At 66.1% G+C, this 14,476-nt stretch carries 16 protein-coding genes and 1 tRNA gene; 10 read left to right on the top strand and 7 right to left on the bottom strand.

Going from position 1 to position 14,476, the window contains the following annotated elements:
- The first annotated feature begins 104 nt into the window (after nucleotides 1-104).
- The 4 genes from pstC (at nucleotide 105) to ACH82I_RS14070 (ending at nucleotide 3,835) form a co-directional block, all read left to right on the top strand.
- A complete protein-coding gene (gene pstC, locus ACH82I_RS14085; protein ID WP_413336768.1) occupies nucleotides 105-995 on the top strand; it encodes a phosphate ABC transporter permease subunit PstC in 891 nt (296 codons plus the stop codon).
- Nucleotides 996-997: 2 nt separating this feature from the next.
- Nucleotides 998-2,137: a phosphate ABC transporter permease PstA gene (gene pstA / locus ACH82I_RS14080; protein ID WP_230744477.1), complete on the top strand. Its 1,140-nt coding sequence runs from the start codon at nucleotides 998-1,000 to the stop codon at nucleotides 2,135-2,137.
- Between the two features lie 143 nt (nucleotides 2,138-2,280).
- The gene (gene pstB / locus ACH82I_RS14075) at nucleotides 2,281-3,060 is read left to right on the top strand and encodes a phosphate ABC transporter ATP-binding protein PstB (protein WP_230744476.1); all 780 of its coding nucleotides are present in this window, start codon (nucleotides 2,281-2,283) and stop codon (nucleotides 3,058-3,060) included.
- A 319-nt stretch (nucleotides 3,061-3,379) separates the two neighbouring features.
- Nucleotides 3,380-3,835 carry a DUF4383 domain-containing protein gene (locus tag ACH82I_RS14070; protein WP_413333491.1) on the top strand — a complete coding sequence of 152 codons (456 nt, stop codon included), beginning with the start codon at nucleotides 3,380-3,382 and terminating at the stop codon, nucleotides 3,833-3,835.
- Between the two features lie 136 nt (nucleotides 3,836-3,971).
- On the opposite strand, the gene ACH82I_RS14065 is transcribed toward ACH82I_RS14070, so the two are convergent.
- The 3 genes from ACH82I_RS14065 to ACH82I_RS14055 form a co-directional block, all read right to left on the bottom strand.
- A complete protein-coding gene (locus ACH82I_RS14065; RefSeq protein WP_413333489.1) occupies nucleotides 3,972-4,982 on the bottom strand; it encodes an inorganic phosphate transporter in 1,011 nt (336 codons plus the stop codon).
- Between the two features lie 3 nt (nucleotides 4,983-4,985).
- Nucleotides 4,986-5,651 carry a DUF47 domain-containing protein gene (locus ACH82I_RS14060; RefSeq protein ID WP_230744473.1) on the bottom strand — a complete coding sequence of 222 codons (666 nt, stop codon included), beginning with the start codon at nucleotides 5,649-5,651 and terminating at the stop codon, nucleotides 4,986-4,988.
- Between the two features lie 312 nt (nucleotides 5,652-5,963).
- Nucleotides 5,964-6,551 (bottom strand): hypothetical protein, encoded by a 588-nt coding sequence (locus ACH82I_RS14055; protein ID WP_413333487.1) that lies wholly within the window; start codon nucleotides 6,549-6,551, stop codon nucleotides 5,964-5,966.
- A 179-nt stretch (nucleotides 6,552-6,730) separates the two neighbouring features.
- Here ACH82I_RS14055 and ACH82I_RS14050 point away from each other — a divergent pair, with 179 nt between their 5' ends.
- The 4 genes from ACH82I_RS14050 (at nucleotide 6,731) to ACH82I_RS14035 (ending at nucleotide 9,014) form a co-directional block, all read left to right on the top strand.
- Nucleotides 6,731-7,669 carry a hypothetical protein gene (locus ACH82I_RS14050; RefSeq protein ID WP_413333485.1) on the top strand — a complete coding sequence of 313 codons (939 nt, stop codon included), beginning with the start codon at nucleotides 6,731-6,733 and terminating at the stop codon, nucleotides 7,667-7,669.
- A gap of 136 nt (nucleotides 7,670-7,805) precedes the next feature.
- Nucleotides 7,806-7,878, top strand: a tRNA-Lys gene (locus ACH82I_RS14045).
- Between the two features lie 137 nt (nucleotides 7,879-8,015).
- On the top strand, nucleotides 8,016-8,465 hold the full coding sequence (locus tag ACH82I_RS14040; protein WP_413333483.1) for an RDD family protein: 450 nt from the start codon (nucleotides 8,016-8,018) through the stop codon (nucleotides 8,463-8,465).
- Nucleotides 8,466-8,486: 21 nt separating this feature from the next.
- The gene (locus ACH82I_RS14035) at nucleotides 8,487-9,014 is read left to right on the top strand and encodes a GNAT family N-acetyltransferase (RefSeq protein WP_413333481.1); all 528 of its coding nucleotides are present in this window, start codon (nucleotides 8,487-8,489) and stop codon (nucleotides 9,012-9,014) included.
- 23 nt (nucleotides 9,015-9,037) lie between these two features.
- On the opposite strand, the gene ACH82I_RS14030 is transcribed toward ACH82I_RS14035, so the two are convergent.
- The 3 genes from ACH82I_RS14030 to ACH82I_RS14020 all read right to left on the bottom strand — a co-directional run bounded on the left by ACH82I_RS14030 (nucleotide 9,038) and on the right by ACH82I_RS14020 (nucleotide 11,259).
- Nucleotides 9,038-9,289 carry a PspC domain-containing protein gene (locus ACH82I_RS14030; RefSeq protein ID WP_230744468.1) on the bottom strand — a complete coding sequence of 84 codons (252 nt, stop codon included), beginning with the start codon at nucleotides 9,287-9,289 and terminating at the stop codon, nucleotides 9,038-9,040.
- A 90-nt stretch (nucleotides 9,290-9,379) separates the two neighbouring features.
- Nucleotides 9,380-9,889, bottom strand: a complete 510-nt coding sequence (locus tag ACH82I_RS14025; RefSeq protein ID WP_413333478.1) for a GNAT family N-acetyltransferase — start codon at nucleotides 9,887-9,889, stop codon at nucleotides 9,380-9,382.
- On the bottom strand, nucleotides 9,886-11,259 hold the full coding sequence (locus ACH82I_RS14020) for an FAD-dependent oxidoreductase (RefSeq protein ID WP_413333476.1): 1,374 nt from the start codon (nucleotides 11,257-11,259) through the stop codon (nucleotides 9,886-9,888). Before ACH82I_RS14020 ends, ACH82I_RS14025 begins: the two co-directional genes overlap by 4 nt.
- Before the next feature lie 188 nt (nucleotides 11,260-11,447).
- On the opposite strand from ACH82I_RS14020, the gene ACH82I_RS14015 reads away from it, so the two are divergent.
- The gene (locus ACH82I_RS14015) at nucleotides 11,448-12,059 is read left to right on the top strand and encodes a TetR/AcrR family transcriptional regulator (protein ID WP_413333474.1); all 612 of its coding nucleotides are present in this window, start codon (nucleotides 11,448-11,450) and stop codon (nucleotides 12,057-12,059) included.
- 56 nt (nucleotides 12,060-12,115) lie between these two features.
- Here the strand turns inward: ACH82I_RS14015 and ACH82I_RS14010 are convergent, their stop codons facing one another.
- Nucleotides 12,116-13,840 (bottom strand): hypothetical protein, encoded by a 1,725-nt coding sequence (locus tag ACH82I_RS14010; protein ID WP_413333472.1) that lies wholly within the window; start codon nucleotides 13,838-13,840, stop codon nucleotides 12,116-12,118.
- Between the two features lie 131 nt (nucleotides 13,841-13,971).
- Here ACH82I_RS14010 and ACH82I_RS14005 point away from each other — a divergent pair, with 131 nt between their 5' ends.
- On the top strand, nucleotides 13,972-14,475 hold the full coding sequence (locus ACH82I_RS14005) for an N-acetyltransferase family protein (protein ID WP_413333470.1): 504 nt from the start codon (nucleotides 13,972-13,974) through the stop codon (nucleotides 14,473-14,475).
- Nucleotide 14,476: the final 1 nt, after the last annotated feature.

The following is a 14,476-nucleotide window of genomic DNA, read 5'->3' as shown; positions in this document are numbered from 1 at the left end:
CCACAGAGTCCGGCCCAGCCGGGCCCTCCGAGCCGGAGAACGGACAGAAGTCCGGCCCGGCGAACGGACCGAAACCGAAGGCCGTCGTCCGCCCCGGCGACAGGATCTTCTCCGCCGCGACTCTCATCGCCGGCATCCTGATCCTGCTCATCCTGGCAGGCGTCGCCCTGTTCCTGTTGGCTCAGTCCAAGGACACGATCCAGGCGCAGATCTCGGATCCCTCGTCGATCACCGGCGGCAACGGCTTCCTCTCCTACGTCTGGCCTCTGGTCGTCGGCACGCTCATCTCGGCGGCCATCGCCCTGGTCGTGGCCACGCCCTTCGCCCTCGGCATCGCGCTGTTCACCACGCACATGGCACCGCGGAAGTTGGCTCCGGTCCTCGGCTACGTCATCGACCTGCTGGCGGCCATCCCCTCGGTCGTCTACGGCCTGTGGGGCATCGCGCTGGCCGGCAACCTCACCAGCTTCTACCTGTGGCTGTCGAAGTGGTTCGGTTGGATCCCGATCTTCGCTCCCGCCGAGGACGGATCGGTCTCGCAGACAGGCCGCACCCTGCTCACGGCCTCCCTCGTGCTCTCGATCATGATCCTGCCGATCATCACCTCCCTGACCCGGGAGATCTTCCTGCAGACCCCGCGCCTGCAGGAAGAGGCGGCGCTTGCGCTCGGCGCCACGCGCTGGGAGATGATCCGGATGGCCGTGCTGCCCTTCGGCAAGTCGGGCATCGTATCCGCGACCATGCTCGGCCTCGGACGCGCCCTCGGTGAGACCATGGCCGTGGCCATGATCCTCTCCCCCGGTCTGCTCACCGCCTCGCTCGTCGTCAGCGGCAACCAGACGATCGCCTCGGAGATCGCCCAGAACTTCCCTGAGGCGGCCGGACTGCGCCTCTCCGAGCTCATCACCGTCGGCCTCGTCCTCTTCGTCATCACTCTGCTGGTGAACATGGGTGCCCGCGCCATCGTCGCCAAGACTTCCGTGAAGGGCAGTTGATCATGTTGACCTCTTCGAACAACACAATCACGAAGTCCCGGAAGCTGACCTCGAAGCAGCTTCCCAAGGCCACCCCCTGGATCGTCGCCGTCGCCTCGATCCTCGTGGCGATCCTCATCAGCTTCATCGCCTTCGGCGGGTTCAACATCCCCGTGGTGGCGGTGCTGGCGGGCCTCATCAACCTGGTCGCGGTCTTCGTCCTCTCCGCCTCCTACGAAGGACGCCGGAAGGCCACCGACCGTGTCGCCACGACCCTCGTCACCTCGACGTTCATCCTCGCCTGCGTTCCCCTCGTATCTCTGCTGTGGCTGACCATCTCCAAGGGCGGCGCGGCGATCAGCGGCGACCTCCTCTCCCGGACGATGCTCGGCATGAAGGGCGTGCTCGATCAGCAGTACGTCGCCGGTGAGGCCTCCCTGGCCGGCGGCTTCTACCACGCGATCGTCGGCACAGTGCTCATCACCCTGGCCGCCTGCATCATCTCGATCCCCATCGGTGTGCTCACGGCGATCTATCTCGTCGAATACGCGCAGAAGAACCGTCTGGGCAAGGCCATCACCTTCCTCGTCGACGTGATGACCGGCATCCCCTCGATCGTTGCCGGTCTCTTCGCCTTCGCACTGTTCTCGACCCTGGCCAACGTGCTCATGCCGGGTTCGGCGGGCATCGCCAAGACCGGCTTCACGGCCGCGGTCGCCCTGTCGGTGCTGATGATCCCGATCGTCGTGCGCAACACGGAGGAGATCCTCCGCCTGGTGCCGATGGATCTGCGCGAGGCCTCCTACGCTCTGGGCGTGCCGAAATGGAAGACGATCGTCAAGATCGTCCTGCCCACCTCGGTGTCGGGAATCCTCTCCGGCGTCACCATCGCCATCGCCCGCGTGATCGGCGAGACCGCCCCCATCATGGTCACCGCCGGGTTCGCCAAGGCACTCAACTGGAACCTCTTCTCCGGATGGATGTCGACGCTGCCGACCTTCATCTACGATTCGCAGCTGCGCCCGGTCTCCCCCGGCTCCGCTGCACTCGCCAGCTCCGAGCGCGCCTGGGCAGCCGCCCTCGTGCTCGTCGCCCTGGTCATGCTGCTCAACCTGCTGGCCCGGATCATCGCCAAGGTGCTGGCACCGAAGGCCGGGCGCTGATGGGCCGGGCACACCGGGACCGCACGGTCCGCGCGGTCCGCACGAGCGGCGAAGGCCAGGTCCGCACGACCGGCGAGGGCCACCTCGGCGCACTCCAGACTTCTGCAATACTGACCTCACGGTCCTGACGATAGGGAAACACAATGTCCAAACAGATCGACATCAAAGATCTCGACATCTTCTACGGTGACTTCCGCGCCGTCGACGGCGTGCAGATGCAGATCAAGCCCCGCTCCGTGACCGCCTTCATCGGCCCCTCGGGCTGCGGCAAATCCACCGTGCTGCGCACGCTCAACCGCATGCACGAGGTCATCCCGGGCGCCAGCGTCTCCGGTGAGGTCCTCATGGACGGCAACGACATCTACGGCGCCGGCGTCGACCCGGTCAACGTCCGCCGCGAGGTCGGCATGGTCTTCCAGCGTGCGAACCCGTTCCCCACCATGAGCATCAAGGAGAACGTGCTCGCCGGAGTGCGCCTGAACAACAAGCGCCTGTCGAAGTCCGAGGCCGACGAGCTCACCGAGCGCGCCCTGCGCGGCGCGAACCTCTGGAACGAGGTCAAGGACCGCCTCAACCTGCCGGGCTCCGGTCTCTCGGGCGGTCAGCAGCAGCGTCTGTGCATCGCCCGCGCGATCGCCGTCGAACCCGAGGTCCTGCTCATGGACGAGCCCTGCTCCGCGCTCGACCCGATCTCGACCCTGGCCATCGAGGATCTCATCAACGACCTCAAGGACAAGTACACGGTCGTCATCGTCACGCACAACATGCAACAGGCCGCTCGCGTGTCCGACAAGACCGCGTTCTTCAACATCGCCGGCACCGGCAAGCCCGGCAAGCTCATCGAGTTCAACGAGACCTCGGCGATCTTCTCCAACCCGGACAAGGAAGAGACCGAGAACTACATCTCCGGCCGCTTCGGATGATCTGAGGGCGGCGGCGGGGGTCGCTGCGGCACAGTTGGCCGCGAGCTGCGGCTGAGCCGCCCGCGCCGCGGCGGCACGCACCTGCGCCGCACGACTCGCACGACCTGCGAAGCTCGATTGTTCGGCCACTCCACAGCAGATATGACGCCAAATCTGCTGTGGAGTGGCCGAACAGTTTCTGTCTGCCCCTCTTTCCCGGGGGCGTCATGCCGCCGACACCCGTGAAGCCATTAGGGCCGGTGAAGCCGCCGCGCCCATCCGAATCGACGTCGGCTCCGGATCACAGATTGAACGAGCAGAATATGTCGAAAGGATCGTCATGACTTCGCCGCTCGCAGCTTCGGTCTCGCCGACGCGTTCGGGCCGAACCACCGTCCAGGTCGTCTCTGGCATCTTCGGCGCCGTCTTCCTGCTGGTGGGCGTCCTGGGATTCGTTCCGGGCATCACGCAGAACTTCGACACGATTGTGTTCGCCGGACATCATTCCGAGGCTGCCCTGCTGGGCATCTTCCAGGTCTCGGTGCTCCACAATGTCGTCCACCTGCTCTTCGGCATCGTCGGGCTCGTGGGCCTGAGATCACGCGGCCTCGCGAAGGCCTACCTCGTCATCGGCGGCATCGTCTATGCGGTGCTGTGGATCTACGGCCTCGTCGTCCCGATGGAGTCGATGGGCAACTTCGTCCCCCTCAACACCGCCGACAACTGGCTCCACTTCGTCCTGGCGGTCGCAATGATCACCACCGGTTTCGTGTTCGGCCGCAAGGTCAGGGCCTGAGCCTCGCCGCGGTGGTCCGGCGCGGTCCGGATCGGCCCTGCCGAAGCCTCGGGTGAACCTCGCCGAGGTGGTCAAGCCACACTGATCCCCGCCGACTCGACCGGTCCGGCGGGGATCGGTGGTTGCGGCCCGGCCCCTACCCGAGCCCGAGTTTGACCACCGCACCGATGCCGATCGCCAGCAGTGCGGCGGCCGGGATGGTCAGCAGCCAGACTCCGAAGACGGGGACGAAGAACCGCGCCCGGGCGTGGCCTTTGCGTCCGGCATACTGTGTCCCGAGGATCGCCGGGCCGAGGACGAAGGTCAGCGACACGGGCACCCGCATGATGATCGCCGCGGTGTACATGAGCACCGAGGCGGTCGCATCGGCGGTCGCGGATTTGACCGGATCGAGCTTGGCCATGCGCACCGACAGCGTCCGCACGACTCGCCACCCGCTCAGCCCCGTGCCGGCCGCGAGGGCTGCGGCGATGAGCAGGCGCACCGGCCAGGAGATCTCGAGCACGGACAGCTCCGTGTGCGGGCTCGTCTCGACGGCGAGGAGCCCGACCATCACCAGGGCCGCGATCTTCTGTGCGTCCTGGACGCCGTGGACCAGTGACAGCGAGGCGGTGAGCACGGAGTCGACCATCCGTGCTCCACGAAACAGCGGCTTCGGCGGGGTCGAGGCGAAGATCTTCGACAGCAGCAGAGTCAGTGCCCACGAGAGCACGAATCCGAGGATCGGCGAGAGCACGAGCGGCCACACCACCGAGTCCATCGCCTCGTGGGAGTCGATCGTGAATCCGAGCACGATCCCGGCCCCGAGCAGGCCGCCGATGAGACAGTGCGTCGAGGACACCGGCAATGCCAGGTAGTAGGTGAAGAGACTCCAGATCGTCGCCGAGGCGAAGGCGATGATCAGCGAGGTCAGCACCACCTCGGGCTCCCCGGAGAAATGCACGATCTGGTTGGCCACGACGAAGGCGATGCCCTCCCCGAGCAGCGCGCCGATGAAGTTGAAGACGACGGCCAGACCGAGTGCCCAGCGCGGATTCATCGCGCGCCCGACGACGGCGTTGCCGATCGTCAGCGCCGCGTCATGGAAGCCGTTCGAACCGGCGAACATCACCGCGGCCACGATGACGCCCGCCAGCAGCAGCTCCACGGACTACGACTCCTTGATCGCGATGGACGCGACGACCTTGCCGAGCTCGGTGAACCCGTGCGCGGCGCGGACGAAGGCCTGGCCGAGCTGGGAGACCGCGGCCATATACGTCAGTCCGCGCTTGGCGTTGGGAACCGCATCGGACATCCGCCACTGCAGAGTCTCGACTTGGTAGGTCAGCCGGTTGATCGAGTCGACGTAGTCCCATTGATCGAGTTTGCCGGGCAGTCGGGTGATCATCCGGGAGGTGTGGTCGGTCTGGTTCGACAGGACCGCGAGGGTCTCGAGGACACCCGAGGGCAGTTGGTCGAAAGCTTCCGAGGCGAGAACGAATCCGGCCCCGTGGAGGCGGTGGCAGATGTCGCGCATGTGATGACCGAGCAGGTAGAGGTCGTTGCGGTCGAAGGGGGTGATGTAGTTCTCGCGCAGTGCGCGAAGCACGGCTCCCATGTCCTCATCGGCCTGATCCCCGATCTCGCGGAGACGGTCGGCGACATGCCGTCGTTCGCTGACTTCGATCCCGGAGAGTTCGGCGAGCACGAGGTTGCACTGGCGCATCTGTCCGACGAGATCCGAGAGACGATCGTAGAAGACAGTGTCCTGCGGTACTCGCTTGAGCCGCATGCGCTCCTCCTGCCCGAGGCCCGGTCGCGCCGGACGAATGTGCATGTCGCTTCAATTGTATTGTGCCGAACGCTGAACCGTGAGAGCGCCTCTCGGCGATAGGCCGCTCGAAGCGGCTGAATTTGGAGCCCGGGGCTTCGACGATCCAGCGTCCGGTGGCCCGAAGGCCACGCACTACGATACTCGCTCACGCTCGTGAGTCCACCGCCGAGGCGGGGCTCGGGACCGTTGAAAATCTCACACCGGCTTGCGGGCCGGGTGGGAATAGGCCGAGGTGGGATGACTCAGGTGCCGAAGTCGCGCCCAAGTCGCGCCGAGGTGGCGCCCGGTCAGGTGAGCCCGGTCAGGTGAGTCCCGTCAGGTGAGCCCGCCGCGCCGGTGCGAGACCGCGGCGTCGCCGAGGTCCTTCGACAGCTGGAGCAGGCGCGAGCGCGTGTCCTGGCTGTCGGTGCCTTCGGCGCAGATGCCGACGAATGCGGCGGCGCGCAGCAGGGCGATGACGACGTCCCCGCGGAAGGCTCCGGCGAGGATCTCATCGATGGCTCGGGCCACCTCGTCGGGTCCAGCGGGAAGCTCCACACCGGCGAGGATCTCGTCGAGTCCGATGCCCTCGGTGACCCGGCGTTGGCCGGTGGCGAACATCTCAGCAACTTCGCCGGGCGAGGTGCTGATCCACTCGCGCAGGGCGTAGAGGCGCCACAGCGCGCCCGGGGCGGAGACCGGCGGGGCGGCGGACCACATCTCGGCGATGACCTCGAAGCCGATGTCGTCGGCGAGATCGATGAACCGCCTCGTCGCGGCCTCATCGCGCTGTCCGCGCGGGTCGCCGAGCAGCAGGGCGGCCGTGGCGTGCGAGGTTTCCGAACGGGCCACGGGGTCGTCGGCGGCACCGACCGCGTCGAGATCGGCCAGGGGTATCGGGCGGTGGAAGGGTCGCTGTGTCATCGTCTCGGAAGTCTAGTCTCTTTCGACTCCGCCGTCTGCAGTTCCTCTGCGCTCGGAACCGGTTGTCGCCTGGCGGTCAGGGTTTGTCCGTCGGACTCTCAGTGGCCACTACTAAACTGGTGATTGTTTCGTGTCTGTAACCCGCAGACGACGAATGACCAATACGAGGAGGAACTCCCGTGGCACGATCATCAGTGGCGAAGAAGGGCCTCGACAAGGCCGCGAAACTTGCGGTCAATGACGATGGCTCCCTCAATCCCCGCGCCCAGTCGATGCTGTCGAGACTGCTGTCGGTGCAGCGGCCCGTTGCCCTGGCCTATGTCCGCTCCCTGCGCCGCAGGCACCCGGACGCGACTCCGGAAGAGCTCATCAAGATCATCCGTCGGCACTATCTGACCCTGACCACCTCGGGTGGCGCAGCGGTCGGTGCGACGGCGGCGGTTCCCGGTCTCGGCACGACCGCGGCACTCGGCGTCGCGACTGCGGAGACGGCCGGATTCCTCGAGGGCACGGCACTGTTCGCCCAGGCCATCTCGGAGATCCACGGACTCCCAGTTGCCGATGCCAAGAGAGCCAACGCTCTGGTGCTCGGACTGATGCTGGGCAAGGACGGCAAGAATCTCGTCCAGAAGTTCAGCAAGCAGTCCGGTGGCACCGAGTCGATGTTCGGCAACTGGGGTTCGACCGTGACGAAGCAGCTTCCTGCTCCGCTCGTCGACCTGCTGGTGCGCAAGCTGCGCAAGACCTTCATCCGCAAGTTCGCCGCCCGCGCCGGCGGTTCACTCGTCGGCAGGCTGCTGCCCTTCGGCATCGGTGCGGTCATCGGCGGTGTGGTCAACGCGCAGATGGCGCGCAAGGTCGCCAATGAGTCGAAGGAGGCCTTCGGCGCCGCACCGACCGTCTTCCCCATCGAGACCGACCCGGAGTACGTTGCCCCGAAGAAGGATCGCAGGCTGCTCTCCGGGCTGAAGAACATCGCCGCCCTGCGCGGGAAGATCAAGAAGAACAAGGCGATCGAATCGTCCGTCATCGACGAGGCGGCCGAGGAAGACCTGCCCGCACCGGACGCTCTGCCGCGCACGCATACCGGCGAGGATCACACCGAACCGGAGAAGTGAGACAGCGGGTGCCCCGCGGGGCTTGAAGACGTCGCGGGACACCGGCACCCGGTTTGAGTAAAGAGGTCGCGAACCTCTAATATGAGTGAGTCTCCGGCAACTTCTCGCAAGCACTGTGCGCGATTGTGCCGGGGCGGGGCCTCTAGCTCAGTTGGTAGAGCAGCGGACTTTTAATCCGCGGGTCGTGGGTTCGATCCCCACGGGGCCCACCGTTTTATTGCGGCGTCAGCCGATGCGAGGACAGGGACCGAAGAGATTCACTGCCCGATGATTCGCACCGTTGTCGGTTGAGTTTGAAGAGGGGTCTCTGATCAGCTCGCATCATCACGTACGAGTCGCCGCCGGAATGATCGACCACGCAAACGGAACACTGCGAAACGGCGAGCTGCTGCACTCGGCATCGACAGGTCGGCGGTGGTGGGCGAGGATCCTTGACGCCGTCTTCGTCGTGGTTCTCACAGCACTCATCGCCGTCACGACACTCTCGCTCGAAGGGGCCGGCGTCATCTCCATCGACGCTGCCACGGCAGCAGCGCTCATCGGCTATCCCTTCGCGCTTCTCCTCTTCGGAGCCCTCTACGGCTGCACGGTCGCTCCTGGCCAGGCCCTGACCGGAGTCGTCTCCCTGCAGAAGGACATGGGGCGCCGCGTCGGCTTCTGGAGAGGGATGGGCCGCTATCTGGCCATCGAATTCTTCCCCATTGTGCTCGTCGTGCTCATCTGGTCGATCCTCGACGCACCGTCGATCGACTCCGCGCCGATCAAGGTCTATCGTCGGGCACGACCGGTCCGGTAGTCGAGAACCGAGGAGATTCCCATGACGACGGTTCGCAGCGCCGACGACAGCGACTTCCCCTGGATCCTCGAACTCATCGACGACAACCGGGGAGAGAGGCTGACCGAACGGGAACGTGCGCAGAACGGATTCGTCCAAGGTCAGTGGGATGAGGATCGGCTGCGGGATTTTTCGTCGACCGGGCCGGGCTTCGCTCTCGCCGAGGTGGATGGCCATCGTGCAGGAATTGCGCTGAGTTCACCGCCGGGCGCGGCCGGCACGGGACCGGCAGGAGAACTCAATCGGGTTGCTCGGGAGCGGTTCGGCCTGAATGCCTACTTCATGTACGGACCCATCGTCGTCTCCTCAGCCTACCGCGGACGCGGGGTCCTCTCCGCACTGACGAACGGCATCTTCGAACTCGCTCGCGGCACCTACCCTCGCGGGGTGGCCTTCATCGAGTCGAGCAACGAACGTTCGCTCGCCGTCCACGACCACCTCGGCTGGGAACGATTCGCCGAGTACGAGATCGGCGCTACGACGTTCTATGCGCTGAGCCGCGACGCCTGAATTCGACGAACCAGCTTTCCCGACTACCGCTCGAGGCGGCCGCCGAAGACCTGCTGGAGTGGGATGGAGCCGTCCTGCCACGGGGTGAGGATCCAGGCGACGAGATAGGCGCCGACGCCGAGGACCGGAAGCAGGAACGAGGCGAGGACGAGGAGTCTCATCAGCCACACGTTGATGCCGGTGACCTCGGCGAGGCCTCCGGCGAGGCCGCCGAGGATCCGGTCGGGTCCGCGACGGAAGCCGATGCTGCGAATGGAATCGAAGAGTGTTTTCATGTCTTCGACTCTACGCAGTCCGATCCGGCGGCACAGTGGTGCTGACCGTCGGCCCCGGATGAGGGAAACCGGAAGTCCGGACTCTCGCGTTCATCTCGCGTCGATCCAGTAGCGCCGAGTGAGTGTCCCGTCGTGGGCAGTGCGGAGATTCTCGAGCTGCCCACCGCAACGTTCTATGACTCTCGCCGAGGTCGTATTCGCATCGGCGCAGGTGACGAGGATCCGCTCGACTCCGGCAGCAGCGAGCCGCGTCACGGACCGGCGAAGAATCTGTGTGGCGAAACCTCGGCGACGGAATTCGGGTGCGACGCCATAGCCGATATGGCCGCCCTCATTGAGGAGGAAGTCATTGAGGGCATAGCGGATGGATACCCGTCCCACGGGAACACCGTCTGCCTCGGCGACGAGGAATTCGGCACGCACCCGCCCAGGATCGAGGTCGATGCCACGGGCCTCGCGTTCGATCGTGGCGAGAACCTCGCCCCAGGACCCCTCGGCGAGGAGGAACGTGAAGCCTTCGAGGCGCATCTGCTCGTGGATGCGCCTCAGTTCTGCTTCGTCGTCACCGCGTGGTGTTCTAAGAGTGAGGCTCGCGGTCATCGTTGCTCCTGGGGAGCGGTGTGCGCTGCGACGGGACAATCGGCTTTGCCATCGGAGTTCGAGTTGTCGACGAAGGCGGCCCCGCGGCCGCCGTCCGATCTGCGGGCGAAGCCCGGGGCGTGTTCGGGTGTCACGCCCATGCCGAGGATGCGGCCGGGCACCACCGTCAGAGCGGGGAACGTCTTGAGCAGCCACTCCAGGGCCGCAGGCGGCCGGATGTCACCGCCGCTGTGAACCACGGGTTCGACCATCCGGTGGATGCCTCCCTGCAGCAGCTCGACGGCCTTCGTGGTCAGGAAGCGCCGACGCTGAAGCCGCCGCAAGTCACGACTCGAGACATCGCCGACACGCAGCGGCCCGGCCAGCAGACGGGCAGCGGCGACACCGTCCTGGACCGCAAGATTGACACCCACCCCGCCGAGCGGACTCATCGCATGCACCGCATCGCCGATGCACAGCAGACCGTCGACGAACCACCTCGGCGCCTCACTGCGGCGGACATCGAGGAGCTTCACATCGTCCATCTCGATCCCACCGACATCCTCGGCGAGGTCCGGGAAGGTCGAGGCGACCCCGCGGCGGAGTGTTTCGATGCCCTCTGCCCGGAGTCGCGTGTCTTCGCCCTTCGGGATGAGCCTGGCCATCTGGACGTGGCCGTCCCGGGGAATCGCAACGAACACGCCCGAGCCATTGGACCGCGGAGCCACGGAATCGGGCAGCTGCGCCTCGGTGTCGATCCGGAACCACCACACGTCGATCCCGGAATGGAGTTCTCGAACCGTCAGGCGCGCCTCCTTCCGGGCCTTCGACCATCGTCCATCGGCGGCGATCACGAGCGGGGCCCGCAGCTCCATCTCGCCGGTTGGGTTCTGAGCTTCGTCCGGGCTCGGGGCACCCTCCAACTCCGGAACCCCTCCCGAACCCTGTGCCCTGACCCCGACGACTCGACCGTCGGCCCAGATCAGGGAGGTCATCTCGACGCCCATGCGGAGGTCGAATCCGGGCTCACCCTCCCCCGCCTCGGCGAGCAGGTTGAGGAAGTCCCACTGCGGGGCGATGCTCATGAAGGGGTGCGGGGCGTTGAGCCTGGAGAGATCACCGAGGATGAAGTTCTGCCCGTCCCGATCGGCGAGGCTGATATTGCTCACCCGGCGATGCGTGATCCGGGCGAACCGGTGATAGAGGCCCAACTCGTCGAGGAGCCGCAACGTCGACGGGTGCACCGTATCGCCGCGGAAATCGCGGAAGAAGTCCTCATGCTTCTCCAGCACCGCTACCTTGACGCCGCCGCGAGCGAGCAGCAGCCCGGTGACCACCCCGGCCGGTCCGCCGCCGACGATGATGGCATCGAATTCTTCGGGGGCTTCCATGTCCCACTCCTTCTCGACTGGCGCCCTCCTGCACAGAATCTTTAGTGAGAGCGAGTCCTCTCCGTTGCCGGGAGAGTAATTCCACAGTAACCTAATTAATGATTCCGGCGCTAGAGTCAGGCGGAAGAAATCGTTCGGGGGGCGCCGCGAAATCACGGGCCGGCTACAGGAACAGTTGGAGGAGGACCATGGCCAGCAGCACGGGCACGCCCGGCAGTCGTCGTCGACCGGGGCGCCCGACGGGCAGCTCGAACTCGCGTTACCTCATCCTCGAGGCCGCCCTCGACCGGTTCGCCACGGATGGATACGGGAAGACGAGCATCCGCGCGATCGCCTCGGCGGCCGGGGTCGACCCCTCACTCGTCACACACTTCTTCGGCACGAAGGAGGGACTGCTGGCCGAATCGCTCGGTCACCTCGATCACCTGCCCGCCAAGATCCGTGCGGCACTCGCCGAGGCGGGTCCCGACAGGGCGGAGACGCTGGCCCGCACCTATTTCGGGGCCTGGGAAGATCCCTCGATCGGTTCCCGGCTGCGGGCCCTCGCCCGTGCCGCCACCGAGAGTCCGACGGCCGCGACCGTGATGCGCGAGGCGCTTGAGACGCACATCTTCGCCACGGTGGCAGAGAACTCGACGTCGGAGCAGTTCGCGCGCCTGCAGGTGGCGATGAGCCAACTTTTCGGCACGGCCTTCGCCCGCTACATCCTGCAGATCCACCCGCTGGCCGATCTCGAACTCGACGAACTCGTCGACCACGTCACTCCGGGGCTGCGCTCGGTCTTCGACGACGCCGTGTGAGCCTCACCGTTCGCTGACCCCGAGCGAGCGTCACGTTCGCCGATCCCGGGCGAGCCTCACGCAGCCTTGCGGACCGGCACTCCGGAGGCCTTCTCGGTGACGTCGAAGCGCTCCCGATACCGTCCGGTCAGCAGGCACCACTGCGAATACAGCGCCGTCGAGGAATTGAAGACGAGCAGGGTGAGCGGATAGAGCAGCCACTGCAGCCACATCGTCAGCCTCCGCCCCCTGGGCACGTGCACCGGACGCGGCGGCAGCAGGGAGTTGAAGATGACGATTGAGACGATGAGTCCGATCATGCCGACCTGCTGGACGAGACCGACGACCATCGGCATCCGCTCGAGGAATTCGGTGACTTGACCGGTCTGACTGGCCACTGCGAAGGGAATCCACCCGCCGACGGCGATGATGATCGAGATCGACGCGAGACTGATGTGGCCTTCGAGGAGCGAGAGGAACCGGAGAGCACCGGGCCAGAACGGGGATCGCGCATCGCCGGCGAACACCCGCACCCCGACATACGGAACATCGCTGGCTCCATAGGACCACCGGCTGAGCTGCCTGAACTGGGCGACCATCGTGGCCGCGAATGTTCCAGCCTGCACTGCGTCCTGATAGATCGGCACATGGATGGGCACAACCCGGTAGTCCCCGTCGAAATGGAACCAGCTGCGCCAGTACTGATGCCCATCCTCGACGATGGTCCGAGTCGACCAGAACCCCATCTCGGTCAGCGCCGTCAGCGGCTGCGAGTGCGAGGCGAAGTTGCGCAGTGCCAGGCGACGGACCGTGGTGGTGAGGTTCCAGAAGCAGTTCGCGCTCGCGACGACTCGAGCCGGAGCAGGCACATCCCAGATGTTCGTGATGTAGAGACTGATCGGCTGGAACGACAGCCGTGCCCGGTCGGCCGCGATCGCATATTCGTAGGCGACGGCGTCGAAGTATGACTCGTGCGGGACATTGTCGCAGTCGAGGCTGGTGACGATCACGTTCTCGGGATCGATCCCCTCCTTCCTCACCCAGGCTGCCAGGCGGTGCCCGGCGTGCGTGATGTTCGCGCCCTTGCCCGCAATCTCGCCGGGCACGCCGGCCGGGTGCTCGCCGAGGACGAAGGCACCGAATCGGTGACCGTATTCGGCGGCGAGGCGGCGAGCAGTCTCAGCCATGACCGGGCCGCCGCGTTCCTCGTAGGCGAAGAAGATGAGGAGCCGCCGCGGCGAGGTCGAGGTGTGCAGCAGCGTGCGGATGGTGTCGGCGATGACCGGGTACGGCTCGTTGTAGGCGGCGATGACGACGGCGTGGAGCAGCTCGGAGGGACGCATCACCGAGGTGGGGTCCTCCCGGATGCGGTCCACGACGGCGGCGTGGTCCTCGGCTCGGAATCCGGCGCGCGGATACGGCAGCGCGGGCAGTCCGTCCATCGCCCGTTCGAGATCGACGAGGCGGGCGTTCCAATCGACCCGAGCGCTGCGGCGGTAGCGAGCGAATCCACGTGCGACGTCGACGGCTCCGCGGATGGCTCGGACGAAGGTGAGGCCGACGATCGTGAGCACGTAGATCGCTGCCCAGCGCGCGTCGATGAAGGGGAGGACGAAGACGAGGCCGACGGCCGTGAAGCTGATGATCGCGGGCAGTCGTTCGAAGAACCTGTAGGCCCGTGTCCGCGGCCCCATCGGCAGTTCGAGATCAAGCGGCGGCGGGGGCAGCCGCGGCGGCTGTGCCGGATCGAGCGCCGGGAAGGTGGAAGGACGGTCGAACTCGGGGGAGTCTTGTGCTCTCACATGCTCGATCTTCGGCGACCTTCCTGACCAGCTGTTTGTCCGTAGGTGCAGGTGAGATGAATACTCGGCGCCGGTTGCCGTGACGGTGCGCAGTCCCGCGCATCCACGGCGTCCTGGCGTAGAGTCGTGTCATGACACCTGCAGTCCGCCCCGCAGTCAGCGCCGACGTCGACGGGATGGCGCGCGTCCACGTCGACAGCTGGGAGGAGACCTACCGCGGTCTCATGCCCGATGAACTCCTCGACGACCCTGCCGCTCTCGACCAGCGTCGGCAGATGTGGACGAGGGCACTCGACGAGGACCACCAGCGGACGCACACCTGCGCGGTCGCCGACCAGGACGGCCGCATCGTCGGCGTGGCCATGTCCGGTCCTTCGCGCGATGACGACCGACCCGATGAACGCGAGCTCTTCATTCTCTACACCTACCGGGCCGTCCAGGGATCGGGCGCCGGTCAGGGACTTCTCGACTTGGTCGTCGAATCCGGCACCGCCTGCCACCTGTGGGTCGCCGACCCCAATCCGCACGCCCAGGCGTTCTACCGGAAGAACGGCTTCGTGCCCGACGGCTCCGTCAAGACCGACGACTACGACGGGGTCCGGGAGATCCGCATGGTGCGGGCGGCCGAGTCGTAGT

This window comes from Brevibacterium sp. GP-SGM9 (assembly GCF_047300845.1).
Taxonomy (GTDB): Bacteria; Actinomycetota; Actinomycetes; order Actinomycetales; family Brevibacteriaceae; genus Brevibacterium.
This window is presented reverse-complemented; position numbering and strand designations above follow the sequence as displayed.